Raw genomic sequence first — 26522 nt, 5'->3', positions numbered from 1 at the left:
ACTCCTTGAAAAAATTTAAAAACTAAAGTCTATCAAAATTCTATGCCTTTTCTTGCCACCAAACCTCGATCAAAATAGTGTTTTATCTTTTTCATTTCTGTGACAAGGTCCGCTTTGTCGATCAGCTTTTGTGTCGCTTTTTGCCCTGTCAGTACAAGCTCTCTGTTTTTGGGACAGCTTTGCATCAATGCTAAAATATCCTCTTCGCGCAATAGACCAAAATGCATCGCTACAATAATCTCATCCAAAACAATCAAGTCAAAGGGCATGTGCAGAGCCTTTTTTGCTCTTTGAAATTGATCAAATACCATCTTTTTTTGATGATCACTGGCCTCCTCTTTTATAAAACGACCATTCCAACTCCTATCAATGATGACATTTTCAAAATTTTGCAATATTTCTAGTTCACTCTCTTCCCAAGCTTTCATGAACTGGAAAAAAGCCACCCGCATACCAGCTCCTAATGCTCGCACGGCAAGACCTATCGCCGCAGTCGTTTTTCCTTTCCCATCGCCGGTGTATATCTGTATCATTGGGCCACTCGTATTTCAATGTCGTCGAACTTTATTTGAGAATCTCCAGAGGCGATTACACCAACACCGCCCAATAGATCTTTTTGCAGTATCTCTTTTTGTAACACCTTTTTGCCATCAAACCACACAATAACGTTTTTTCCGCAAAAACGGACTCTTACCCTATGCCATTGATTAGGATTGGCTACTATTTTTTTCTCATAGATCACTTTTGGTGTTTTCCTATCTATCAATTCAACGATAAGTTTTTGATGGGAAAAATCGATACGAACAGCATAATAGTTTTTTCTATCTTTGGCCCGAAAAATAACACCACCATCTAAAACTCTCCCCTCTATTGGCTTCATGCGAACAGAAACTTCGCCATTTTTAAAGTAGTGGTCTTTGGTAAAAAAGAGATTTTTCTCCTTTTCATTCATTCCCCTTGGATAAAGGAGACATAGACACCCCTCTTTGTTCACACCCCAGTGTCCCGTCATTTTTTTATTTGTCTGGCTCTCGATCCATCCAAATGGAACATCGCCAATCTTGATCGATGCAAAATCTGCAGTATGCACTTTTGTAAAATGCGAACATTGTGCTAAAGCCATCGCAGCATATATCAATACAATCACCATCTTTTTCATTTTTCGCTCCTCTCATTCTCCTCGTACACAACTCTATTTCTTCCAGCCCTTTTTGCTTGATACAGTCTCTCATCGACTCTTTTTAGAACAGTTTTCATGTCTTCATTTTCGTTACGATACTCTACGACACCCGCACTTACTGTGACCCTTCTATCGATACCAAAATTATGTTTCTCAAAAGCATCTTTAAGTCTGTTTGCGATAGCGACTCCTTCTTTCAGATGGGTATTTGGACAAAGGATCATAAATTCCTCCCCTCCCCATCGTGCAGCAACATCACTTGAACGTATAACTGTATGGAGGATTTTTGCAGATTCTTTGAGTACTTTGTCTCCTATATCGTGACCGTAGGTATCATTGATCTGTTTGAAATGATCGATATCGAGCATAATGAGACAAAACGGCTCTTTATAACGTTTATATCTTGCTATTTGATGCTCAATATCTTCGATCATCTTGTATCGATTATACAGTCCTGTCAACGCATCTTTCAAAGCCATCTCTCTTAGAAGCATATTGAGTTTATGCAGTTCACTATTTTTTCGCAAAAGCGCGTCGTTGGTCAATTTTTCGATATTTTTTTCAATCTCGTCAAATTCATCCAAAGTAAGTTTCCTCTTTTTAATCTTTTCCGGTTTTCCCTCCAGCATTGCGTAGATATTGTTTTGAATGGTATTCAAAGCCATTACAATTTCGCTGGAAAAGAGTTGAGAAAAATAGAGTCCTAAAATAATGGAAAAAAGGGAAACTATCAATAAAATTGCAACTGTTTTCAAAAATATAGGTAAAAAGATCTCATGAGCATCGACCGAAGTCACTAAAATCCATTCCAATTTATCAAGCTTTTTAAAAAAGGCATATCGTTTATGACCATTTTGCTCATACGTAAAATAACCACTCTTTTTTTGTAGCCTTTTCTTATTCACATGGTATTTATCAAAAAAATTTCCTCCAATCGCCAACCTATTGTTGCATACTATAATCGTTCCATTCTTCTTCAAAATGATATTGGACAAAGAGGAGAGATTTTCATTCTCATTTAGTTTGTTCAAAATCTTATCCAAAGCGGTATCGATAGAGACGACTCCTACAATTTCTCCGCGATCATCTACCAATGCTTTTGAGATGGATATAAGCCACTCTTTCGTTTTGATTTCCTGATAGGGAAGACCTTGCGAGATGTGTGGGAAGGATTTGAGTGCTACCTGATACCAAGGGCGTACAACCGGATTGAAACCTGGTGGTGGTACATAGTTGTTGATAAGAAGCAAACCATTTTTGTATCCTGCATAGATATAGTTTATATCTGGATCTATCTGCTCGAAGATACGAAACAGTTCAAGTACCTTTTTTCTTGCTTTTTCTTTACGATATATAGCATTTCGAACCTCTTCAACACGACTCAAATATTCGACGGCATTGTACATCTTTATAAAGTATGCATTGATAAAATTGGCAAGCTCACTATTTTTTGTTTCGATAAATAGTTGTATATTTTTCTTCTCAGTTACATAAAAAAAATAGGAACTTGTCAATCCAAAAAAAAGGATCATTGAAATGATGACAAAAAGCGTCCTTCGAAATATCTCATGTTTCAGTGTTTTCATAATCACCTAATCATATATTGAAATACTTTGCTTCCGGATGGTGTACTACAATCGCACAGGTAGACTGCTCAGGATGGATCTGAAACGTTTCACTCAAGGTTATGCCAAACTCTTCAGGTTGCAAAAGGTTGAATATGTGTCGGTTGAGTTCCAGATCGGGACAAGCCGGATAACCCGGTGAGTATCTGGCTCCTTGATAACCTACCATCTTTACATCACCCAAATCCGGTTTTTCATTTCGCAAAATCCCAAGCTCTATGCGTATCTGCTTATGTGCAATCTCAGCCAAAGCTTCGGCAAGTTCAACGCTTAAACCATGGACCAGATGGTACTCATGGTATTTTCCGGCTTTGAAGAGTTCCCCTTCATATTCACTAAATCTGTTTCCTGCACTCACACAGGTAAAAGCGCTCACATCCATTCGTTCATCATGGAAATAGTCTGCAATACATCGATGCGGTGGCTTGGACTGTCTTGGAAATGTGAAGATCTCTATCGCATCTCCGATAATATTTTCTATCGGCTCACGATTGGCATCCTCATCTCTTTGCCAGCCAAACTCCTCTCCAAAAACATAAAGCTCATTGTCTACAGCTCTTGCAGGCCAATAGCCATAGAGAATTGTTGGCTCAAATATATCTCCCAGCTCACTTCTTAATCTGTTAAAAGCTGGAATCACCTTTTCATCCAGCTGCTTTTGATACTCCTCTTTGCTCAGACCCTTTGACTTATAACCCCAACGCTGTTTAAAAAGAAGTCTTTTATTGATCCATTCATAGGCGATGTCTGGATCAATTTCGAGCGTTTTTCTACCCCAAAATGGTGGAGTTGGAACATGGGCTGGTTTTGGCAAGATTATATTTGCCGGATCGATTTTTACTTCCTCTTTTGGTTTGATTTCTACAATCTCCTCCTCATCACTGTCACTTCCAAGCCTTGTGTCGAAATTGCCCTCTTCGATTCTGCTCATCGCGACAATTCCATCAAATGCATCGCGACAATAAAAAATCGGTCCATCATACGATGGACGGCAAAACTCATCCACAAACTTTTTCGTCAAAGCAGCCCCGCCTAAAAGTATGGGAGCATCGATACCTTTTTGCTTCATCTCTTTGAGATTTTCAAGCATTACCTGGGTGGATTTGACCAGAAGCCCACTCATTCCAATCGCCTGGGCATTGTGTTCTTTGTAGGCCTTGATAAACTCTTCGAGCTCTACTTTGATGCCAAGGTTGATGACTTTGAAGCCATTGTTTGTGAGCAAAATATCCACGAGGTTTTTGCCAACATCATGCACATCCCCTTTAACTGTTCCCAAAATGAGAGTAGTTTGGGACTGCTTATCGGTTTTTGGCAAGAACTGATTAAGATAATCCACCGCTGCTTTCATTACCTCTGCACTTTGCAGCACAAATGGCAGCTGCATCTGTCCGCTGCCAAAAAGATCTCCCACCTCTTTCATAGCACCTATCAAGATCTCATTGATAATTTTTTCTGGGTCAATTTCATCTTTTGCTTTTTCAAGCAGCGGCATCATCCGCTCTTTGTCCCCATCGATGAGAAGCTTGTGGATCTGTTCTTCCAGTGGAAGTTTACTCAACTCATCATCGCTTGCAGCCTCTTTTTTATCCGCTTTGCTAAAATGCTCGATGAAGGCAAAAAGCGGATCGCCATTTTCTCGTCTGTTAAAAAGCAGATCTTCACAGACTTTTCGATCCTCTTCGCTGATTTTATGGTATGGAATGAGATTTTTGACATTGACGATCGCCATCGTAAGACCGGCTTCGACACAATGATGCAAAAAGACACTGTTAAGGTACTCCCTTGCATGTTTGTCCAAACCAAAGCTGATATTGGAAACTCCTAAAACTGCTCCAACCTCTGGATGGCGTCTTCGCAGTTCACGAATGGCTTCAATAGTCTCTATCGCTGCCGTTTGATACTCCTCATCTCCACTTCCTACGGTAAAGGTCAAAAGGTCAAAAACAAGATCGCCAGGATTGAGGCCATGTTTGTTTACAGCTCTTTCATACATACGCTCGGCAACTGCGAGCTTTTTTTCCTTTGTTTTTGCCATCCCCTCTTCATCGATTGCCAACAGCACCAGTGCAGCGCCATATCGTTTGGCTAAGGAACAGATTTTGTCGAATTTTTCTACTCCATCTTCAAGGTTGGCTGAGTTGATAATCGGTCGCCCACCAATATGCTTGAGCGCTACTTCAATAGCAGGTACCTGAGTGGAGTCTGGCATCAAAGGGATAGAAATCTTTTCATTGTAGAGCTTGATGACTTCATGCATATCCTTTGTCTCGTCACGCCCGGCGAATCCAACGCTCACATCAATGCCGTGGGCTCCACTTCTGACTTGCTGCTGAGCGACACTCAAAGTCCCTTCATAATCGCTTTTGAGTAAGAGCTCACGAAAAGCTTTACTTCCAGTAGCATTACTCCTCTCGCCCATCAAGAATGGCGCTGGATCTTGCATGAGAGTACGCGATTCAAAAAGGCTTGCGATAGAGCGTGGTTGTTTGCCTTTTGGGGGGAGGGGCTTTTTGCCTTCAACTGCATCTACCAAAGCTTTGATATGCTGTGGAGTCGTTCCGCAACAGCCCCCAAGCAGTGCCACACCATCAATAGAAGTAAACTTTGCTTCAAGCTCTGTAAACTCTTTTGGTCCCATAGGATAGTAGGTATAGCCTCCTCTGTTTTGCGGCAATCCCGCATTGGCATGAACACTAATTGGCCGATCCCACACTTCGCTCAGCACTCTTACATGTTTTTCCACCATATCGGGACCAGTCCCACAGTTAAAACCCAGGGATATGATGTCAAAAGGCTCCAAAATGGTTGCAATAGTTGCAGCATCGGTACCGATAAGCATCGTACCGTTTTGCTCAATGGTGACACTTACCATTATAGGAATTTCAGGAGCAGTATCTTGGCAAGCGTGCATTGCAGCTTTGATCTGCAAAGGATCCTGGCAGGTTTCAAGCAAGAAGATATCAGCTCCTCCATCTTTGGCTCCTCGTGCCGCTTCTGAGTATCCTACATACATTGCATCATAATCGATATGCCCAAGACTCGGCAGTTTCGTTCCAGGCCCCAAAGAGCAGGCTACGAAACGCGGTTTTTCAGGTGTACTATAAGTTTCGCAAACCTCTTTGACTAGCTCACACCCTCGCTTTGTCAAATCATACGCTTCACTGGCCAAATCATACTCATCAAGTACCCAAGGCATTGAGCCAAAAGTGTTCGTTTTAATGATGTCGGCACCCACTTTGGCATAGGCTTCATGGATAGATTTTATAACCTTGGGTGCGGTTCTATTCAATAGCTCATTGCATCCCTCTTTGCCTTCCCAGACATCGGCAGATATTTCGTTTGCCTTTGCTTGGAGTTGCGTGCCCATAGCACCGTCTATAATCAGTATTCTTTCTCTAAGTAATCTTTTGATCAATGTTCCCCTCGATAAACGTTTTTCTAATTATATCTTTTTCAACGCTCTATTGCGATTTTACTATTTTTACTTTATAATATAAATAATAATAAAAAGTAATATAAAGGACTGTTGTAATGGGATATAAGAAAAAAATAAAAAATCTTATCACCGGACAAGAGATCATAAAACCAGATCCTGTGGATGAAGAGGTACCGTTTGATGGTGGTGTCATGATCACTGAAACCGATACCGCAGGCATCATTACCTATGCAAATAGAAAGTTTCGCGAAATGACAGGATATACCAAAGAGGAACTCATCGGCGCTCCACATAACATAAACCGCCATCCCGACATGCCAAGTGCTGCTTTTGAAGATCTATGGAATACGATCAAACGCGGCGAATATTGGGAAGGCTATGTCAAAAATATGAGAAAAGACGGGAAGTACTACTGGGTTGTCGTATGGATTAAACCAAAATTTGACGACAAAGGCAATATCACCGGTTACATCGCCGGTCGGAAAGTTCCGGATAGAAAAATGGTAGAACGTGTAATAGAACAATACAAAGAGATGAAAGCTCAGGAAGAGTAGTGTTTATCAACCGCTTTCCCAAAATGGCTGCACTGCAAAAATATCGAGCACTTGCACTTGGTTTCGATGAAGAGATGGCCGAAGCAATAGGCATTGCACAAGCCACAAAATATGCCATTTTCAAAAATCTCTCCTATCGACGCCGCAAAGAGTAAGAGGTGGAATACATAACGAAAAAACTTAAACAAGCTCCAGAAAACCTTGACGAAAAAACTTTCGCAATCTTCAAACTACAAGCATTTCACAGTCTCCCCTTTGTCGGGAACAAAACTTATACCAGTGAGGACTACAAAAAGGCCGTTTTTATGAAATTTGGGGAAGAGATTGGTCAAAAAATCGAACAATGGGCACAAGCAATCATAGCCTCTTGCAAGAACGAACTTTTGGAAAATGAACAGAAATTTTTTAATGAATGCTGGAAACCACATTGAGATGAAGACCCATCCATAATTGATACAGGTCAATGAAGCAACTTCCATATAAATTATATACTTTCTTATGAATTTATCCAAATAAGAAAGTTTATTATGAAAAAAATATTTATTCTTATTGTTTTGCCATTTCTTATCATTACTACTCCCTATATTTTAGGAAAAGTTAACACCTATGTTACACTTCATACACCCGTACAGCAAATATCTCCTCAACAGCTTCGGCAATTGGCAATTTCTGCTGGATTTCGATCCAATCCAAAAAATTTTGATGAGCTTTTAAAACTTCTCGATACACCATCCAATAGACTTACGAAAGAAAAAATTCTTCTTGGGAAGATGCTCTTTTTCGATCCAAGTCTCTCCAAAGATCGAACTATCAGCTGTGCAAGTTGTCATGATCTTGACAGAGGCGGAGATGATGACAGGCCAACGGCAATCGGTTACAAAAACCGAAAAAATCCTCATCATCTTAACTCCCCAACCGTTCTCAATGCCGCCCTTCAAAAGTTTCAATTTTGGGATGGAAGAGCAAAAAGTGTAGAAGAGCAGGCAAAAGGTCCTTTGCAAGCACCGTTTGAAATGGCAATGACGCCAAAAGAGGTGGTGGAACGGGTACGACAAAATCCATCTTACCGCAAGATGTTTCAAGAGGTTTTTGGCGATGACACCATTACATTTGATCAAATTACAAAAGCGATAGGAGCGTATGAACGAACGCTTCTTACACGAGGGCGGTTTGATGATTTTCTTGATGGCAATTTAAGTGCATTGACTCCAAAAGAGCAAAAAGGATTAAAACTTTTTATCAATATCGGCTGTAAGGCCTGCCATATGGGACGCAGCGTTGGCGGACAGATAATACAAAAATTTCCAGTTATCGAATATCATAGCCCTATCTATCCGGTTTTTGGGTTTTATGACAATAAATATTATTTCAAAGAGTTGCGTTTTGATACAAATATCTCGTACGATCCCTACCCGTTTCCAGATATTGGTCATTACTACGGAAAAAACAGTGCCAGATATTTTAAAGTACCAATCTTGCGCAATATCACCAAAACAGCCCCCTATTTTCACAACGGCACCGTCAAAAACCTCAAAGAGGCTATTCGGATAATGGGAAAATACCAAAGAGGATTGGAATTAAACAAAGAACAAATTGATAGTATTGAGGCATTTTTGCATACCCTTGAAGGAAATATAATCGATTATGGTATTTAACGAATCTTTTTGAGTTTTCTTTGTGATAGTCGAAAGATTTTTGAAGGCTTACTTTCATAAAGACCTCGTCTATCTTCTACCACAATATCGGCTTTTTGAACAGCCCAGTGGCGTTCAAACCTTTTCCCACTCTCATTGGCACTCGTTGAGTAAAACCAACCAAACTTTTTCAAAAATCTATAGTGCTCTGTACTCTTGATAACCCGCAATGCTTTACCATTTGGATAGATAAAAGTGCTCCTTTTCGATCGTCTCACTCTCTTTTTATACTTGTTAGGAACTCTGACAAAATACTTCAACACTGAAAAAGAGGAAACGGCTATCAAGAAGGGTTTTGATGGAGGTCGGTTTTTGATATTTGCCAGTTTGGAGTCATCTTGACTCAAGAAGCCGACTGTTGTGTCGGTTTGAGCCAAATAGATTTTCTTTGGATCTAAGATATTACTCATTCAAATAATCTTGCAACGCTTTTGGTTGCAGTTCATGCTCTTTCAAAGATCGTATCGCTTCTGCAGCCACAAGTGCAGCAGATACGGTAGTAAAGTATGGAATCTGGTGTCTTAAAACCTGTTCTCGTATCCGTTTTGCATCGTTTTTGCTCGCTTTGTTGTCACTAGTGTTGATGGCCATTGCTATTTCACCATTTTTGATCATATCTTCGATGTTGGGTCGACCTTCACTGATTTTGAGAACAAGTTGACTCTCGACACCATTATCTTTTAAAATTTGATGGGTTCCTCTCGTGGCAACGATCTCAAATCCAAGATCGATGTAGGTTTTTGCCAGCTTTGGTGCAAAGGGTTTGTCATAATCGGTCAATGATAAAAAGAGCTTCCCACTTGTAGCGAGTCTGTTACCGGCAGCGAACTGCGCTTTTGCAAAACTCTCTCCAAAAGTTTCGCTCACCCCCATCACTTCACCGGTACTCTTCATCTCAGGTCCCAAAATGAGATCGGCTCCTGGGAGTTTGTTGAATGGAAAAACCGCCTCTTTTACCGAGATATGGCTTTTGAGTTTCGGTTTGAAGATTTCGCTGCTAAAGTCCACTATGTCATATTCGTCGTAAAATTCAAGGGCCTCTTTGAGATCTCCTTTGATCATCACTCTGGTTGCCACTTTTGCCATTGGCACACCCGTTGCTTTACTCACAAATGGTACAGTTCTCGAAGCTCTTGGATTGACTTCTATGAGGTACACTTCATCTTTGTAAATGGCATACTGAATATTGAGTAAACCTTTAACTCCGAGACCAAGTGCAATTTTTTTCGTCTGATTTTCGACTTCATGCAAAATCGCTTCATCGATACTTACTGTAGGCAAAGAGCAAGCACTGTCACCTGAATGAATACCTGCCTCTTCTATATGCTGCATGATGCCACCGATATAGACATTTGTTCCATCACTTATCGCGTCTACATCCAGTTCGATTGCATGATCTAGAAACTTGTCGATGAGTACAGGGGACTCATGACTCACACTGACCGCTTCATCCATATATTCTTTGAGTTCATTTTCGTTGTAAACGATACGCATCGCCCGACCACCTAATACGTAACTAGGACGAACAAGGACCGGATAGCCTATCTCATCGGCGATTTTGAGCGCATCCTCTTTTGTAAACGCAGTTCCATTTGGCGGCTGTTTGAGTCCGTTTTTGGCAACGAACGTACTGAATTTCTCTCTGTCTTCTGCCAAGTCGATCACTTTCGCACTTGTTCCTACGATTTTTGCTCCCAAAGCAGTCAGAGGTTTTGCAAGTTTGAGTGGCGTTTGTCCGCCAAAATGGACAATTACGCCGCTTGGATTTTCCTCTTTGATCACTTGGCGCACATGCTCTAAGTCAATTGGTTCAAAGTAGAGTATATCACTCGTATCATAGTCGGTAGAAACCGTTTCAGGGTTGCAGTTGTACATAATAGACTTTATACCCATATCTTTTAAAGCAAATGCGGCATGGACACAGCAGTAGTCAAACTCGATACCTTGTCCAATTCTATTTGGACCGCCACCGATGATGAGAACTTTTTGCTCATCACTCTCTTTTTTTGCTTTTGGCAGTTTCGTGATATTCGTAGAGCTATACAGATAAGGCGTACGGGCTGGAAACTCCGCCGCACAGGTGTCTACCTCGTTGTATTCGAGTTCAATTCCTAAAGCCACTCTTGCATTGTATACATCGTTTTCACTCAAATCGGTATGCTCTTTTTCATTGATGAGTTTTGCGATCATCTTATCGCTGAAGCCATAGGTTTTAGCAAGTCTCAAAAGCTCTTCGTTTTGCAAAATATCAAGATCGATTTGATTTTCAAACGCGACTATCTCTTCGATTTGGTACAAAAACCACGGATCGATTTTGGAAAGTTCATGAATCTCTTCTACACTCAAGCCTTCTCGAAATCCCTGAGCCACATACAGAAGTCTTTTTTCGTTTGGTCTTCTAATCTCTCTTCGGATCGTATCGATGTCAGCCTCAATTTTTTCAAACCCGCTGAGTCCTGTTTCTAGCGAACAAAGCCCTTTTTGGATAGATTCTTTAAAGGTCCGTCCTATCGCCATCACCTCACCAACACTCTTCATAGAGGTAGTCAGCGTAGAGTCAGCCATAGGGAATTTTTCAAATGTGAATCGAGGGATTTTTGTCACAATGTAGTCGATTGTTGGCTCAAAACTTGCAGCAGTTCCCGTAATATCATTTTCAATCTCATCTAACGTATACCCAACAGCAAGCAAAGTGGCTACTTTGGCAATAGGATAGCCTGTGGCTTTGGAAGCAAGAGCGCTACTTCGTGAGACTCTTGGATTCATCTCGATAACAATCATTCGCCCTGTTTTTGGATTGACCGCAAATTGAACGTTACTTCCCCCCGTATCCACACCGATTTCGCGCAAAATTGCAAAAGAGGCATCCCGCATTCGTTGATACTCTTTGTCTGTAAGCGTCAATGCCGGGGCTATAGTGATGGAATCCCCGGTATGAACACCCATAGGATCGAGATTTTCGATGGAGCAGACGATGATACAGTTATCCTCTTTGTCCCGTATCACCTCCATCTCATACTCTTTCCATCCAAGGAGACTCTCTTCTATCAAGATCTCGTTGATAGGACTTGCCTCCAATCCTTTTGCGGCCAAAACTTTAAACTCATCGATGTTGTATGCAACTCCACTTCCACCACCTGCAAGGGTATAGGAGGCTCGGATGATGAGAGGAAAACCGATCTGGGCAGCTGCTTCCATCGCCTCTTCCATGCTGTAGGCGTACCGGCTTTTCGGCAAATCCATACCGATTTTGAGCATCGCTTCTTTAAAAGCCTGTCTATCTTCACCCTTTTTAATGGCTTGAGGCTTAGCTCCTAAAAACTCAACACCATCTAACATCCCCTTCTCGTACATGCTCATCGCCACATTGAGCGCCGTCTGACCACCCATTGTAGGAAGTATCGCATCGACTTTTTCTTGCTGAATGATCTTGTATACCACATCCTCTGTTATAGGCTCGATATAGGTTCGATCGGCAAAACCGGGATCGGTCATGATGGTTGCCGGGTTGGAGTTGATAAGAACAACCCTGTATCCAAGAGATTTGAGAGTTTTTACAGCTTGCGTTCCGGAGTAGTCGAATTCACATGCCTGACCTATGATTATGGGGCCAGATCCTATGAGTAAAATCGTTTTGATATCTTCTCTTTTTGGCATGATATCCCTTGCGTTTTAGTTTTTGATTTTATCCAAATAATGTTTATAACTTCATTAGCCAAAAAAACCATGGATGTGACAGATCGGCATAGTTTCGAACCTTTGCAATCTTGTAACTGCCTTCGTGTTTGATCTCCACGACGCGTCCCACTTTTATTCCGTAAATAAAAAGTCCGTCCAAACCATTTGTCACCACTTCGTCACCGATATGGATATGTTCATAGTTTGGGATATATTTGACGACAGTAAAGCGGTTGTCCCCATTCCCAACGGCAATTCCATATGCTTTTGTTCCAACCTGTACTCCAAAAGAGCACTTTTTATTTCCCAAAAGCAATAGTTTACTTCTTTTGCCTTCTCCCATAGCGATCCCTGCAACGTAAGCTCCCTTCAAAGCGCCTACGATAGTCCCATTTGGAATACCCGCATCGATCCAGAGTGTAGTAAAATCACCAAGTGTCACATATGAAAGAGCCTGAACTGGCTGCAAATGAAGAGATGTCTTTTCAATAATATGACAATCTTGTAACAGCGCATTGTATCTCTCTTTTATATCCGAATATAAAATTTTGTATTGGAAAAGTTCTCTGTTTTGATTTCGTAATTTTTGTATCGTTTGCTGTTGATTAAAATGATCTTCCAAGAATTGATTAAAATTTTTTTTCAGTTGAAGATACTCTTTTTTTATACCGAATGTAAAGTCAAGCACAAAATCTTTGAATATTTGGTTTGTCAAAAAAAGAAGGGCTGCCAAAAAGACAGCGAACAAAAAGAAAAGAAGTTTTCTATTCATCAGTGAGTTGTTGCAAAATCTCTATTTCATCCAATACTTTTCCCGTTCCTTTGGCTACGGCCAACAGAGGCTCTTCGGCTATATAGACCGGAATCTTCACGATTTGGGAAAGATAGCGATCGAGATTCCGTATCAAAGCGCCTCCTCCTGTAAGAACGATGCCGTTTTCGATAATATCTCCGGCAAGCTCTGGCGGTGTCTGTTCCAACACATCTTTTAGAGCCTCTGCTATAAGTTTCAAAGGCTCTTTCATCGCTTCGTAGATATCCTCACTCGTTACCGTTATAGTGTTGAGAAGTCCTCCCACCTGGTCACGTCCTGTCACGTTCATCTTCAAAGGTTCATCCAGTGGCAGTGCCGTGCCTATCTCTATTTTTATCTCTTCGGCCACTCGGTCGCCTATCACGAGGTTGTATTTTTTCTTGACAAAATCGACAATAGCTGCATCGATCTTATCTCCAGCTATCCGAATCGATTTGCTTACCACAAGACCACCAAGCGAAATGACACCAATCTCGGTAGTACCACCGCCGATATCAACGACTAGACTCCCTTGTGGCTCTTTAACAGGAAGTCCTGCCCCGATAGCAGCGGCCATCGGCTCTTCAATCAAATAGACCTCTCTTGCTCCTGCGCTCAGAGCCGACTCCTTCACAGCTTTTCGCTCTACCTGCGTCAAGCCGTAGGGAACACAGATGATAATGCGAGGTCGAATAAAGGCTTTTCGTTTGTGTGCTTTTTCGATGAAGTATCGAATCATCTTCTCAGTAATATCAAAATCTGCTATGACGCCATCTTTCATAGGTCGGATCGCTTTGATATCACCCGGAGTTTTTCCGACCATCTCTTTGGCCTCTTTCCCTACAGCCAAAATTCTTTGACGCCCCTGTCTATCACTTTTAATAGCCACAACAGATGGCTCGTTGATGATAATTCCTTCTCCCCGGCTCAAAACAAGAGTATTTGCCGTACCAAGATCGATCCCCATATCGTTGGAGAACATTCCGATCAATTTATCAAATATCATCCCTGTTCCTTATGCGGTGCGTTTCTGTTTTTTGACAAGTATAGGAGCCGATCGTTTTTCTATTACATCTTTTGTAATGACCACCTCGTACCCTTTGTATTCTGGAAGATCGAACATGATATCGACCATAATCTCTTCCATAATGCTACGAAGTCCCCGTGCACCTGTCTTTCTTTTGATGGCAAGGTCTGCAATCGCCTCAAGTGCCTCTTTTTCAAATGAAAGTTCCACTTCATCCAAAGCAAAGAGCTTCTTATACTGTTTCACAAGAGCGTTTTTTGGTTCTGTTAAGATACGTACCATATCGTCTCTGCTCAATTCATTGAGTGTGGCAATCATATGAAGGCGACCGATAAGCTCTGGAATAAGACCATAATGGACCAAATCATCCGGTTCGACATAATTTAGTAGATCACTCTCATCCCGTTTACTGCGTTTTTCCTGGCCAAATCCAAGAACATTGCCACCCAATCTTCGTTTAATGATATCCGTCAGTCCATCAAATGCCCCGCCACAGATAAAGAGGATATTTGAGGTATCGATCTGGACGAACTCTTGATTTGGATGTTTTCGGCCTCCTTTAGCACTGATATTGACAACACTTCCTTCAATGATCTTCAAAAGAGCCTGCTGTACACCTTCTCCACTCACATCTCTCGTGATGCTTCTATTTTCGCTCAGTCTCGCAATTTTGTCGATCTCATCGATAAAAACGATTCCTTTTTCGGCCTTTTTCACATCCTCATCGGCTGCATGATAAAGACGCGTAAGGATATTTTCCACATCCTCGCCTACATAGCCGGCTTCCGTGAGGCTTGTCGCATCCGCGATCGCCAAAGGCACATCCAGAACTTTCGCCATTGTTTGAGCCATCAATGTTTTCCCACTTCCTGTGGGTCCTATAAAAAGAACGTTTGATTTTGCGATTTCCGTATCTTCGTCAACCATGTCTTGTTTGAAAATTCTTTTATAGTGGTTGTATACAGCAACGCTGAAAACTTTTTTCGCTTTCTCTTGACCTATTACATATTGATCCAAAATAGCCTTGAGTTCTTTTGGAGTTGGAAGATAATCAAGTGTTAGGTCCTCTCCTTCTTCCTTCTCTTCAATGTCGCCAAATAAAATCTTGTACGCCGAAACGATACAGTTTTTACAAATGTAAACATTACTGTCACTTCCAGCTATCAAAGGATTGTCACGACTCTCGAAACTTCCACAAAAACTACACTTTTTTAACATTATTTTCCTTATCGATATGGTATTCCTCTTTTAGACTCCAGTACAAACTGTGCAAGATTTCGTACGTATTGGCTAGGACTGTTTATCAGCTCCTTGGCCACCTCTTTGGGAGATTCACCAGATTTAAAAAGTTTTTTAAATGCCTGTTTGATCTCATCCACTACCTCATTGCCAAAATTTCTGCGAAGTCCGACGAGATTGAGGCCTCTGAGTTTCGCTCTGTTACCTTCAGCCAACGTATATGGAGGAATGTCTTGACTCACAGCACTCGCTCCTCCAATCATGGCAAAATCACCGATTTTGACAAATTGATGTATCGGTGTCATCCCACCAATTACTACATTGTTTCCAAGCTCTACGTGTCCCGCAAGCGTCGCTGCATTGGCCAAGATACAGTTATTGCCAATTTTACAATCATGAGCCACATGTACATAGCCCATCAATAGATTGTTGTCTCCAATAATCGTTTTGCCGCCACCATGTGCGGTCCCCGGATTTATGAGACAAAATTCTCGGACAGTATTGTTACGACCGATAACAAGTTCAACATCCTCTCCACTAAACTTCAAATCTTGGGGGATCGATCCGACAACGGCATTGTAAAAAACTCTTGTCCCTTCCCCTATTCTCGTTTTCCCATCAATGATGGCACCCTGCATGATCGTACAATTATCTTCAATCACTGCATGTTTCGAGATAAAGACATTTGGCCCGATAGTTACGTTTTGGCCAATTTTTGCGCCCTTTTCGATTATTGCTGTAGAGTGTATCATTACTTATCCACAATCATTGCTTTAAGCTCTGCTTCGGCAACCAAATTCCCATCCACATAGGCTTTCCCATCGAGTACCCAGATGGAGCCGCGATGTTTGATAACTTCCAAATGGTATTCGAGCTTGTCTCCGGGTCTTACAGGATTGCGAAACTTTGCTTTGTCGATACTCATGAAATAGACCACTTTATCTTTTGCCGCCTCTTGCTCCTCTTCAGAGCTACTCAGAAATGCCAAAACGCCTCCGGCTTGTGCCATTCCCTCTATGATCATAACGCCTGGATAGATTGGATGACCCGGGAAATGCCCCTCAAAAACAGGTTCAGAAATACTCACATTTTTGTATGCCTTGACGCTTTTCCCCTTTTCCAGCTCCACAACTCTATCGACTAGCAAAAAAGGGTATCTGTGGGGAAGAATCTTCTGAATTTCTACAACATCTAGCATCTCAATCCTTTATGACAAGAGTCTCTTTTACATCTTTATAGCTTTGTGCTTCTATATATATCTCAAACTTTTTATCTGGAATTTTATCTAAAACAACAATAGGAGACAAACTGTTCGCGAATCCTTCAATATCAAATCGGATTTTTTGTTCCAACTGCCATGGTAAACCTCGGAATGCAAGCTCTTTTACATTTGAAAATGGTTTTTCCATGTATCTATTGATATAATCAAGATCTACTATTTTTATTTCATCTCTGTTGGCATATCCAATACCATCGATAATCTCTTCTATCTTAGCCTTGGCAAAATCTCTTCGAAGATGGGAGTAGCTCAATATATAACTTGGAACCACCTCTTTCTCAATTCTTACAAAAGCTCTCAGCAATCGATAGTTCAAAAAACGCTTTCGTACGATCTTATATCCAATCCCTTGCTCTTCCAATTCCACTCTTTTTTGATACATCTGCAATCGTTCATTGATAGATCCTGGAAGTATCTGTCTGGTAATCGGTTCAATCATCTCAGCCATCATCACTTGCTGATGTGCTCTTTGCTGGGAAAGCCCAAAGAGGCAACCACAATAATCTTGCCTGTAGAGCTGCTGCTCTTTTGTCACTTTGGCCTGTTGTTGTGTCCCGCCAAAAGAGCGAAAATCCACGAACACAAACTCCGTTCCGAGTTTTTGATCAACTTCCGCACCACTTTGCTTGAGCTGTTCTTGAGATTTGAGAGGACTGACAAGCAAAGTTGTCGTATATCGCTTTTCTCCTATCTCTTTTGCCTTTTGTGCGGCTCTTTGCAGCCTTTTATCAAAACAGACTTTGCACCGCTCTCCCTTTTCAGGCTCGTTCTCCAAACCTCGCACCGCCTGCAGCCACGACTCGTAATCGTATTCTCCCTCAATCAGCTCGATACCGAGTTTCTTACAGCTTCGCTCCACATCCAATAGACGCAGTTTGTACTCACTGTAAGGATGAATGTTCGGATCATAAAAAAATCCGATAAGCTTCTCATCGGGATATTTCTCTTTCAATTTTTCCAAAAAAAAGTGACTATCCACACTGCAACAGATATGCACTAGCATTCATCCCCCAATTCATGCAACCAGATTTTTACATTTGCATCGCTTGGCATACGCCAATCCCCTCTTGGAGAAAGAGCTATCGTACCAACTTTAACGCCATCTGGCATCGCATTTCGTTTGAACTGGTTGGCAAAGAAGCGTTTTAAAAAGAGCTTTAGCCATTTTTTGATCATACATTCATCATATTTTTCTTCAAACGCTACCTTTGCCATTGCAACGATCTTCTTAGGTTCTGCTCCATATTTTAAAAAATGGTAGAGGAAAAAGTCATGGAGTTCATAAGGTCCTATGATATCTTCCGTCTTTTGAGTTATTTTGCCATTTTTGGCTGGAAGCAACTCCGGAGACACCGGACGATTGATAATTTCAAGAAGTATTTGCGTTATATCTGTTTGCTGCATTGCCACCCACTCTATCACATAGCGAACGAGGGTTTTTGGTACACCGGCATTGACATTGTACATGGCCATATGATCGCCATTGTAGGTAGCAAAGCCAAGAGCGATTTCACTCAGATCCCCAGTCCCTATGACAATACCGCCCACTTCATTGGCCAAATCCATCAAGATCTGCGTTCTCTCTCTTGCCTGAGCATTCTCATAGGTTACATCACAAATATCGGGATCGTGATCGATATCTTCGAAGTGTCGTAAAACACTTTTTGTTATATCGATCTGTTTGTATGTTACCCCAATCGCTTCACAGAGCTTTCGTGCACTCTTTTTCGTTGCATCTGTCGTTCCAAATCCAGGCATGGAAACGCCTACGATATCAGAGTACGGTTTTTGTAAAATCTCACACACTTTTGCACAGACTAACAACGCCAAGGTGGAATCAAGCCCTCCACTGACACCAATAACCAGTTTCGTCTCTTTTGCTATATGCATCACTCTTCGAGCGAGGGCAGAAGATTGGATAGAAAAAATTTCATGGCACACTTCCTCTCTCATATTTTTAGGAGGAACGAAAGGGTGTGGATTATATGGTCTTTTTACATCTTTTGTCTCAGGAAGGGGCGAAAGCGCAACTTCTCGAAAATTTTGCACATCCGCATCACCGAAACTTGTCTCACTTTGGCGTAAAATTTTCAGTTTTTCAATATCGATATCGGCTATTGTTACCACATCATCAAAAACAAATCGTTCCCCTTCGGCCAGAATCGATCCATTTTCTGCAATAATGGTAGCTCCGCTGTAACAAAGATCACTACTGCTTTCACCAACACCACTACTGGCATAGACATAGGCTCCGACAATCCTGGCACTCTGTGTTTTCACAAGCTCTTTTCTATAAGCATGCTTTCCAACAAGCTCATCACTGGCTGAGAGGTTGAATATCACATTTGCTCCAGCCGCAGCCATAGTAAAAGATGGAGGAGTGAGCGTCCAGAGATCTTCGCAAATCTCTAGGCCAAAACAGAGTTCTTTATAGCGAAAAAGAAGATCTGTTCCAAATGGGACATCAAGCAGTGTGGCACCTTTTATATCTTTGCCGCTATGAAACCACCGTTTTTCATAAAATTCCCGGTAGTTTGCTAGATAGCTTTTTGGAACAATGCCTACAATTTTTTGATTTTGCATGACTACTGCACAGTTATAGAGCCTCTCTTTGTACCAAAGGGGGGCTCCTACAATAACCACGCCATCCATCACACACTTTTTGATCTCTTCAAGCGCCTCCAATATCTTTTGGTGCACAATCTCTTGAAAAAAGAGATCACCCATCGTATATCCGGTGATACAAAGCTCAGGGAAAAGAGTAATCGCCACCTCTTTTTGCGACTGAATAAGCGAACAGATATGCTTTGTATTTGCTTCTATATCGGCTAAAAAGAGCTTTGGCGAAATGGCAGCAACACGGATAAATCCAAACATCTAGTCTCTATCCTCTTTCACTTCCACTTTTTCCATGATATCGTTTTGATCAATCATATCGAGTGTCATGAGAGACTCGGCATCATCTTCCGGAATCTGTCCAAATACGGTATGAACGCCATCTAAATGGGGACAGTCCACGAAACAGATAAAAAACTGGCTACCTCCCGTATCTTTTCCCGCATGGGCCATAGAAATTGCTCCACGCTTATGTTTATGTACATTTTTATCTGTTTCACACGCTATCGCCCAACCTGGTCCTCCCCTGCCCGTTCCTTCAGGACATCCACCTTGTGCCATGAAACCTTTGATGACTCTGTGAAACGTGAGTCCATCGTAAAATCCACTGTTTGCCAAATGAGCAAAGTTCGCTACCGTATTTGGAACCTCTTCGGGAAAGAGTTTGATCCAGATATCGCCTTTATCCTTAACCTTGATATGGGCCCATTGATACTTTTGAACATCACTCAAGTCATACGTTTTTAATTTTTTTCCAAAAATGTTAATCATCTGCACACCTTCATTATTATATTTTTTTAAATTGTACTACATTAAATTAAGTTTATCGAAACCTTTGTTACAATCGGATAAATTTTACAACAACAATGAAAGGTTCAACCATGAAGAAAATCGTTCTAGCAGTTGGAAGTGCCTCAATACTCGCTTTTGGTGCAGCCTATAAAATTCCAGAACAGTCTGCCAGGAGCATCGCACTTGCCGGAGCCTACGTTGCAGCACCGAAAGATGCTGATGCTGCTTACTTCAACCCGGCCAATATGGCTTTTATGGATGATGCAAACTATATGGAGCTCAGTTTTACAGGTGCGTATCTTTCAAAAGTCGATTTTGATGGGCAACAAGTGACAAATCCGGGACCTCCTCCTACTTTAATCCCCGCATCTGCAAAAAGCCAGTCTCAACAATATCTTATTCCTCATTTCCATTATGTCAGCCAAAAGTTTGGAAAATTTCGATTTGGTATGAGTGTCACAACACCTGCCGGTTTTGCCAAAAAGTGGGACAAAGCACCACAAACTTGGAGCGCAAGGGAATTTACCCTAAGAACTGCTCAGGTGATGCCGAGTTTTAGTTACCTTGTCAATGAGAATTTCGCAGTTGGCGGTGGCATCCGGGTTGTATTTACCGACGGCAAAATCAGATTCGATCATCCTGTACTAGGCACATACGATATGGATGGCGATATTCAGACGCGATACGGCTATGAACTGGCTGCCACGTACAGATTAGAAGGTCTTACCCTTGCAGCTACGTTCAATTCAAAAATCGATCTCAAAGAGAAAGGAAATGTGGTTCATAACGGGACGACAAAAACGAAAGGTCGTACCGAAGTTCCCCTTCCGGCAACTCTTGCTTTGGCAGCGGCAGTTGAAGTGAACGAAAAGGCAACAGTCGAGTTTGTGTATGAGCGAACCTTTTGGAGCAGTTATGAGAAGCTCATTATGACATTCGAAGACCCTACTGTACCGACTGTCGTTTCTGAAAAAAACTGGGATGATACCAACACGTTCCGCTTGGGTTTGACATATAAAAACAGTGCAAAATTGACCACTATGTATGGTATCGCTTATGACCAAGCACCGATTCCAGCCCAAACCCTAGGATATGAGCTCCCTGATAGTGATGCGATCGTTTTTTCTCTTGGAGCTCTCTATGAAATACAAAAGGATTTGAAACTTGGAATCTCCTATCTTGCAGACTATAAAATCGGACGAACTCTTTCTCTTGGAGAGAACAAAAATGGAATCGTTGGAACTTTTGGAGATGGCGTTGCGGCACAGCTGCTCAATCTCTCACTGAACTATAAATTTTAAGGAATTCGATGTTCGATTACCGATATAACAATTTCTATGAGATTGTGAAAGAACACGCGACAAAAAGGCCTAAAAGTGTAGCCTACTTTATAGATGAGCGCAAAATCACGTTCCATAGACTTCTATTAAAAATCGATACGCTTGCACGATTTATGGAGCTTATGGGGGTACAGAAAGAGGAAAAAGTTGCCATTATTATGGCGAATTCTCTTGAGTTCATCATCACACTTCTCGCTGCGCAAAAACTAGGAGCGATCCCCGTTCCTATCAATAATTTTTTAAAAGAGGATGAAATCACTTTCATCCTCAATGACAGTGACGCGAAACTCCTTGCAGCAAGTGCCAAGTACGCTAAAGAGCTTCGTAATGTTTTGGAAACTACCAATGTACAAAAGATTGTATGGGAAGGGGAATATCAAGGGCTTGATGAAAACAATATCGCTTTTTCCGAAATACTAGAGAGCCTGGAAAGTCATGAAAAACTGAATCAGCATGTAGATATCGACGATACGGCTGTGATCATCTATACTTCCGGGACCACAGGAAAGCCAAAAGGGGCGATGCTCTCTTATAGAAACATCTTTTCCAATATTTTAGGTGTCGAAAGGCTTCTGACCATAACACCCAAAGATCGGTTCATCGTCTATCTACCAATGTTTCACTCTTTTACGCTAACGGTTACTGTTTTAATGCCCCTCTATTTTGGTTCACCCGTAGTCATTATTCGCTCCATCATGCCATTTTCCAATATCATCAAGCAACTGCTTTTAAAAAGAGTTACCATTTTTACAGGTGTACCCGATGTCTATAACGCACTTTCCAAAGCAAAACTTCCTTGGTATTTCCACTGGTTCAATAAAGTCAAATATTATGTCAGCGGCGCTGCAGCATTGCCGGAAGATACCTTGAAACGCTTTCAAAGCAAGTTTAAAAAAGGAAAACTTTTGGAAGGGTATGGACTGAGCGAATGCTCCCCTGTGGTTGCAGTCAATCTTCCCAATAAACAAAAACCAAAATCGGTAGGTCCGGCACTTCCTGGAGTTGAAGTCAAGATCGTGGATGAAGATATGGTTGAGCTTTCTAGAGGAGAAGTTGGCGAGATTATCGTCAAAGGCGACAATGTCATGCAGGGCTACTGGAAACGTCCTGAAGCCACTGCTGAAACGATCGTCAACGGTTGGCTCAAAACGGGAGATCTAGGCTATATGGATGATGAGGGGTTTATTTACATCGTCGATAGGAAAAAAGATCTCATCATCTCAAAAGGCATCAACATCTATCCTAGAGAAATTGAAGAAGTTTTAATGAACAACCCTCATATCAAAGCAGCGGCCGTCATCGGCATCAAAGATGAAAAGAGCGGAGAGGTTCCGGTAGCTTATGTGGAACTTGAGGATGGGGAAAAAATCAGTGAAAACGAGATCAAACGCTACCTCAAAGAGCATCTTGCAAACTTCAAAGTGCCAAGATCGGTCTATATAGTCGACGAACTTCCAAAAAATGCAACAGGTAAAGTACTCAAACGTGTACTAAAAGAGAGATTGCAAAAGGAAAAAGAGTGAATATAGCAATTCTTGGCGGGGGAGGCGTAGGAGGATATATAGCGGCAAAACTATCACCAATATGCAGTGTAGATCTCATTAGCGATTCAACGAATGAAGTAGTGATAAAAGAGCAAGACACAATCACTAAATACGATATTCCTATCTGCGCAACACCTCCAAAAGAGAAACGATACGATGTTGTTATCGTTGCAACAAAAAGCAACGTTTTGCTGGAAAAAATGAAAAAAATAGAAAAAAATATAGACGAAAAGAGTGTTGTTCTACCACTTTTAAACGGAGTTTTACCCTATATTCTTCTAAAAAAACATTTTGCTGCCACGGTCATCCATGGAGCGGTCTATATCATTTCCAACAAGCAAAATGATGGATCAATAGAAGTAAAAGGCAAAGGCGCCATGGTAGTTTTCGAAAACATCAACGAAACCACCCAGTCACTTAAAGCGTATTTCGAAAAAGCCGGTATCAAAACACAAACTCCTGAAAACATAGAAAAAGCAGTTTGGCAAAAGTATCTATTTATCGCTGCCACTGCTGCTCTTGCGACATACTACAACCAAACATTTGGAGAGATTGTGTCGCATCATCTAGAGGAGTTCCGGTCCATTTTGGAAGAGATTGTTCACGTTGCTCGAAACGAAGGAGTTGCACTAGATGAAGATGATATCCAAAAAGCAATCGACCTTTTACAGAAATCTCCAACCAATGCGAAAACATCACTGCAGCTCGATTTTGAAAAAGGCCGAAAAGGGGAACTGGACAACCTTTTGGGCTTTTTAGCCCAAAAGATGCCAACGGGGAATATTGCCAAAATCTATAGAGAGTTACAGTTACGCTTCTGATTCTATCCCGCAAAGCTTAAGTAGTGCTTCGCTTTTTGGTGTTCTTCCCGCAAAAGCTTTGAAGCTTTCCAGCGCCGGTCGGCTTCCTCCTTTGCAAAGGATCTCTTGCAGATAACTCTCGGCAATCTCATCGTTATAAATCCCGTTGTCCACAAACATAAAAAAGGCATCGGCGCTTAAAACTTCGGCCCATTTGTAGCTATAGTATCCCGCCGCGTATCCACCGGCAAAGATGTGGCTGAAACCCCACTGGAATTTGTTGTATGGCGGCGTTGGAACAACGCTCACCTCTTCTCGTACCTCATCCAGTACTTGTTGCACATCTACTGGCCAATCCATATGCACCAGCATATCAAAAAGACCAAATTCAAGCTGGCGAACCATTGCCATGGCACTTTGAAAGTTTTTGGCTTTTTTGAGTCGCTCAATCATTGCTTTAGGGAGTGGCTCACCCGTTTTGTAATGTTTTGCAAAAAGATGTAAAACCTCTTCTTCATAGGCAAAATTCTCCAGGAACTGGCTAGGAAATTCCACTGCATCCCACTCGACGCCGGCTATGCCACTGACCGCAGGTTCACTCACTTCACTGAGTAGATGATGCAGTGCATGGCCCATCTCATGAAAGAGCGTAACAATATCATCAGGACGCAAAAGACTTGGAGTGGTTTTCGTTGCAGGTGCGAAATTTGCCACTATGTAAGCAACGGGATATACCACTTCACCTTTTTGATCAATATGGTGACTCACCCACTCATCCATCCATGCTCCGCCTCTTTTGCCTTCTCTGGCCTCCAGATCCACATAGAGCCTTCCAACAAGCCTGTTTGGCAAAGATATCTCATAACATTTGACGCTTTCGTGCCAAACGGGCGTATCGATCTCTTGAAACTCTAACTTAAAAAGTTTATGCAAAAAGGTAAAAAGACCGTTGACTGTAGCATCTTTTTCAAAATAGGGTTTATACTCCTCATCATCGATATCATACTTTGCCTTTTTGAGTCTCTCACTCCAGTAGGCTATATCGAAAGCCTTCAAATCGTACTTAGCACCCTGCTCTTTTGCAAAAGCTTGCAGTGCTTCAAACTCTTTTTTTGCCTGAAGTTTGCTTTTTTGTGCCAAATCTTTTAAAAATGAGACTACTTCCTCAGGTGAAGCAGCCATTTTTGTTTCAAGACTTAACTCGGCATAGTTCTCAAACCCCAAAAGTCTTGCTTTTTTATGGCGAAGGGCTAAAATCTCATCTATTAAAGCCTCGTTTTCAGGTGCTCTTGTCACATAAGCTTTGTAAAGTTCTTCTCTTTTTTCCCTGTTTGGCCCATAGGTCATATAGGCGATATAGCTTGGCTGTTTGAGAGTAAACCTGTATCCCTCTTCACACTTTGCAGCCTCTTTGAGACTTTCCGGCATTCCTTCTACATCACTTTTGCTTACAATCATCTCATAGGCATCGGTGGCTTTAAGAAGATTTTGTCCAAAACTGCTGGTAAGCTCACTCAGTTTGATATTGATCGCTTTGAGCTCCTCTTTCGCACTTTTCCCCAGTGCTACGCCACTGAGCTCAAACTCTATGATCATATCTTCAACCACTTTTCTTTGCTCTGGCGCCAGATCTTCTTCTAAAATCTGCTTTAGAGCTTCGTAAATCTTCTCGTTTTGTCCAAGTTCTGTGTGATAACGGCTCAGTTCCGGTAACAAAGCGTTATATATTTCTTCCGTTTTAGGAGAGTTCTTTACATAATTTAGATGGGAAACGGGGCTAAAATAAAACCCTAGCTTCTCTTCCATCAATTGCAGTGGCCGCACGAAGTTTTCATATGTTTTTGGCTCCATATTCAAAAGTTCTTCGATCTTTTTCCTATTTTCTTCGATGGTTCGCAGCACAAGCTCTTTTTGTTTGTCTAAATTTTCATCAGTTACTCTAAATTCTGGAAAATTGGGCATTGTGCCTCCTTCAATTTTTTTGCAAATTGTAGCATTTTCAAAATAAGACTTTACAGCCGTACACCTCATCAACAAGGAGTTCAACTTTCCTCGTTTTTTTACCAAATCTTCGTATGTATACTTCTGTTTTTCCTTTTTGCAGGAGCTCTTTTACCTGCTTTTTCGTAAGCTCTTTCCCGCCAAACCGACTAATGGCATTTTTGAAAATAGCAAATTCGCACCCCTCTTCCCATCTACTACATCCGTAACTCAATGGATACTCCACCACATCAGCCTGGCACACCGGACAACTCCCAAATGATGCCGCCTCCACTCCGGCTTCAAAATCGACCTGTGGCCAAAACTTTCCCTCTTTTTCTACGAGTTCCACTCAAAAAAGGCGCTCAACGCCGCTACTCATTTTAAATGAGAGTTGCGTTGGACCTTTGAGTAGCATTCGCATCTCTTTGGGAGTTATGACAGAATGGCCAAGATGTACAAGAGACTCTTTGCCGACACTAAAATCACAACCCTCTGAAAATCCCGTGCATCCGTAAAAGCCACCTCTATCAGCAATATTTTTCCCACACTTTGGACACGTACCTATTTTAGAGTGCATCTAGTTGTCCTCTTATACGTTTGATAAAATCTTCCATAGGAGAAAGTTGTACGTTTCCCTCTCGCTGTCTTTTTCCCCAAAGAGGTTCAGGGAAAAAGCTGTCATTTTGAAACCTTGCCTGAATATGCCAGTGCACCTGGGGTACATAGTTGCCAAAGGAAGCAATATTGATCTTATCTGGTTTAAAATAGTCAAGCATCTCTTTTTCTATTATTTCGAGAGCCTTAAAAATCATCTTCTTTGTTACTTCATCACAATCACTCATCTCTTTACATTTTTTCTTTGCAAAAATTTTGAGCCATGGCACTTCACTCTCTTCGACTTCGATATAGATATAGCGATTTTCATACACCATCATACTC

At 41.6% G+C, this 26522-nt stretch carries 25 protein-coding genes; 7 read left to right on the top strand and 18 right to left on the bottom strand.

Features of this window, described 5'->3' with window-relative positions; genetic code table 11:
• Positions 1–32: 32 nt before the first annotated feature.
• Genes NIS_RS03055 through metH form a run of 4 tightly spaced genes read right to left on the bottom strand, consistent with a single transcriptional unit; the run spans position 33 to position 6223 of the window.
• Positions 33–533, bottom strand: a complete 501-nt coding sequence (locus NIS_RS03055; protein WP_012081929.1) for a cob(I)yrinic acid a,c-diamide adenosyltransferase — start codon at positions 531–533, stop codon at positions 33–35.
• Positions 530–1159: a family 16 glycoside hydrolase gene (locus NIS_RS03050; RefSeq protein ID WP_012081928.1), complete on the bottom strand. Its 630-nt coding sequence runs from the start codon at positions 1157–1159 to the stop codon at positions 530–532. Before NIS_RS03050 ends, NIS_RS03055 begins: the two co-directional genes overlap by 4 nt.
• A complete protein-coding gene (locus tag NIS_RS10145; RefSeq protein ID WP_012081927.1) occupies positions 1156–2766 on the bottom strand; it encodes a sensor domain-containing diguanylate cyclase in 1611 nt (536 codons plus the stop codon). The genes NIS_RS03050 and NIS_RS10145 overlap by 4 nt, the downstream gene beginning before the upstream one ends.
• A 10-nt stretch (positions 2767–2776) precedes the next feature.
• A complete protein-coding gene (gene metH / locus NIS_RS03035; protein WP_012081926.1) occupies positions 2777–6223 on the bottom strand; it encodes a methionine synthase in 3447 nt (1148 codons plus the stop codon).
• A 116-nt stretch (positions 6224–6339) separates the two neighbouring features.
• Between metH and NIS_RS03030 the strand changes: the two genes are divergently transcribed.
• The 4 genes from NIS_RS03030 (at position 6340) to NIS_RS03020 (ending at position 8453) form a co-directional block, all read left to right on the top strand.
• Positions 6340–6798, top strand: coding sequence for a PAS domain-containing protein (locus tag NIS_RS03030; RefSeq protein ID WP_012081925.1), 459 nt, complete (start codon positions 6340–6342; stop codon positions 6796–6798).
• Positions 6798–6953 (top strand): hypothetical protein, encoded by a 156-nt coding sequence (locus NIS_RS10365; protein ID WP_231852961.1) that lies wholly within the window; start codon positions 6798–6800, stop codon positions 6951–6953. Before NIS_RS03030 ends, NIS_RS10365 begins: the two co-directional genes overlap by 1 nt.
• Positions 6954–6956: 3 nt before the next feature.
• Complete coding sequence (locus NIS_RS10360) at positions 6957–7229, top strand: hypothetical protein (RefSeq protein ID WP_231852960.1); 273 nt, start codon at positions 6957–6959, stop codon at positions 7227–7229.
• A gap of 96 nt (positions 7230–7325) precedes the next feature.
• Positions 7326–8453: a cytochrome-c peroxidase gene (locus NIS_RS03020; RefSeq protein ID WP_012081924.1), complete on the top strand. Its 1128-nt coding sequence runs from the start codon at positions 7326–7328 to the stop codon at positions 8451–8453.
• Here the strand turns inward: NIS_RS03020 and NIS_RS03015 are convergent.
• The 10 genes from NIS_RS03015 to NIS_RS02970 are packed head-to-tail and all read right to left on the bottom strand — an operon-like array spanning position 8450 to position 19886.
• Positions 8450–8902 carry a Sua5/YciO/YrdC/YwlC family protein gene (locus NIS_RS03015; protein WP_012081923.1) on the bottom strand — a complete coding sequence of 151 codons (453 nt, stop codon included), beginning with the start codon at positions 8900–8902 and terminating at the stop codon, positions 8450–8452. The two genes, NIS_RS03020 and NIS_RS03015, sit on opposite strands and share 4 nt — an antisense overlap.
• Positions 8895–12149 carry a carbamoyl-phosphate synthase large subunit gene (carB, locus tag NIS_RS03010; protein WP_012081922.1) on the bottom strand — a complete coding sequence of 1085 codons (3255 nt, stop codon included), beginning with the start codon at positions 12147–12149 and terminating at the stop codon, positions 8895–8897. The genes NIS_RS03015 and carB overlap by 8 nt, the downstream gene beginning before the upstream one ends.
• A gap of 43 nt (positions 12150–12192) precedes the next feature.
• Positions 12193–12942, bottom strand: coding sequence for a rod shape-determining protein MreC (gene mreC / locus NIS_RS03005; RefSeq protein WP_012081921.1), 750 nt, complete (start codon positions 12940–12942; stop codon positions 12193–12195).
• Positions 12935–13969 (bottom strand): rod shape-determining protein, encoded by a 1035-nt coding sequence (locus NIS_RS03000; protein ID WP_012081920.1) that lies wholly within the window; start codon positions 13967–13969, stop codon positions 12935–12937. Before NIS_RS03000 ends, mreC begins: the two co-directional genes overlap by 8 nt.
• Positions 13970–13978: 9 nt before the next feature.
• Positions 13979–15208, bottom strand: coding sequence for an ATP-dependent Clp protease ATP-binding subunit ClpX (clpX, locus tag NIS_RS02995; protein WP_012081919.1), 1230 nt, complete (start codon positions 15206–15208; stop codon positions 13979–13981).
• An 8-nt stretch (positions 15209–15216) separates the two neighbouring features.
• On the bottom strand, positions 15217–15981 hold the full coding sequence (lpxA, locus tag NIS_RS02990) for an acyl-ACP--UDP-N-acetylglucosamine O-acyltransferase (protein ID WP_012081918.1): 765 nt from the start codon (positions 15979–15981) through the stop codon (positions 15217–15219).
• Positions 15981–16427, bottom strand: coding sequence for a 3-hydroxyacyl-ACP dehydratase FabZ (gene fabZ, locus NIS_RS02985; protein WP_012081917.1), 447 nt, complete (start codon positions 16425–16427; stop codon positions 15981–15983). The genes lpxA and fabZ overlap by 1 nt, the downstream gene beginning before the upstream one ends.
• Before the next feature lies 1 nt (position 16428).
• A complete protein-coding gene (locus NIS_RS02980) occupies positions 16429–17511 on the bottom strand; it encodes an epoxyqueuosine reductase QueH (RefSeq protein ID WP_012081916.1) in 1083 nt (360 codons plus the stop codon).
• On the bottom strand, positions 17505–19385 hold the full coding sequence (locus tag NIS_RS02975) for an NAD(+) synthase (protein ID WP_012081915.1): 1881 nt from the start codon (positions 19383–19385) through the stop codon (positions 17505–17507). The genes NIS_RS02980 and NIS_RS02975 overlap by 7 nt, the downstream gene beginning before the upstream one ends.
• Positions 19386–19886, bottom strand: a complete 501-nt coding sequence (locus tag NIS_RS02970) for a peptidylprolyl isomerase (protein WP_041354146.1) — start codon at positions 19884–19886, stop codon at positions 19386–19388.
• Positions 19887–20005: 119 nt separating this feature from the next.
• Between NIS_RS02970 and NIS_RS02965 the strand changes: the two genes are divergently transcribed.
• From NIS_RS02965 to NIS_RS02955, 3 genes are read left to right on the top strand one after another with little or no spacing between them, the layout of a single operon-like run.
• Positions 20006–21217 carry an OmpP1/FadL family transporter gene (locus tag NIS_RS02965; RefSeq protein ID WP_012081913.1) on the top strand — a complete coding sequence of 404 codons (1212 nt, stop codon included), beginning with the start codon at positions 20006–20008 and terminating at the stop codon, positions 21215–21217.
• A gap of 8 nt (positions 21218–21225) precedes the next feature.
• Positions 21226–22779, top strand: coding sequence for a fatty acid--CoA ligase (locus NIS_RS02960; RefSeq protein ID WP_012081912.1), 1554 nt, complete (start codon positions 21226–21228; stop codon positions 22777–22779).
• The gene (locus NIS_RS02955; protein WP_012081911.1) at positions 22776–23621 is read left to right on the top strand and encodes a ketopantoate reductase family protein; all 846 of its coding nucleotides are present in this window, start codon (positions 22776–22778) and stop codon (positions 23619–23621) included. Before NIS_RS02960 ends, NIS_RS02955 begins: the two co-directional genes overlap by 4 nt.
• Here the strand turns inward: NIS_RS02955 and NIS_RS02950 are convergent.
• From NIS_RS02950 to NIS_RS02935, 4 genes are read right to left on the bottom strand one after another with little or no spacing between them, the layout of a single operon-like run.
• On the bottom strand, positions 23610–25562 hold the full coding sequence (locus tag NIS_RS02950; protein ID WP_012081910.1) for a M3 family metallopeptidase: 1953 nt from the start codon (positions 25560–25562) through the stop codon (positions 23610–23612). The genes NIS_RS02955 and NIS_RS02950 overlap by 12 nt on opposite strands.
• Positions 25563–25599: 37 nt before the next feature.
• On the bottom strand, positions 25600–25932 hold the full coding sequence (locus tag NIS_RS02945; protein ID WP_012081909.1) for a hypothetical protein: 333 nt from the start codon (positions 25930–25932) through the stop codon (positions 25600–25602).
• A complete protein-coding gene (locus NIS_RS02940) occupies positions 25933–26160 on the bottom strand; it encodes a hypothetical protein (protein WP_012081908.1) in 228 nt (75 codons plus the stop codon).
• Entirely contained in the window at positions 26150–26515 is a 366-nt protein-coding gene (locus tag NIS_RS02935; protein WP_173026297.1) for an HIT family protein, read from the bottom strand. Before NIS_RS02935 ends, NIS_RS02940 begins: the two co-directional genes overlap by 11 nt.
• Between the last annotated feature and the right edge of the window lie 7 nt (positions 26516–26522).

The sequence above is a fragment of the Nitratiruptor sp. SB155-2 genome (assembly GCF_000010325.1).
Taxonomy (GTDB): domain Bacteria; phylum Campylobacterota; class Campylobacteria; order Campylobacterales; family Nitratiruptoraceae; genus Nitratiruptor.
The sequence above is the reverse complement of the archived record's forward strand: the minus strand, read 5'-3'. Positions and strand labels throughout refer to the sequence as shown.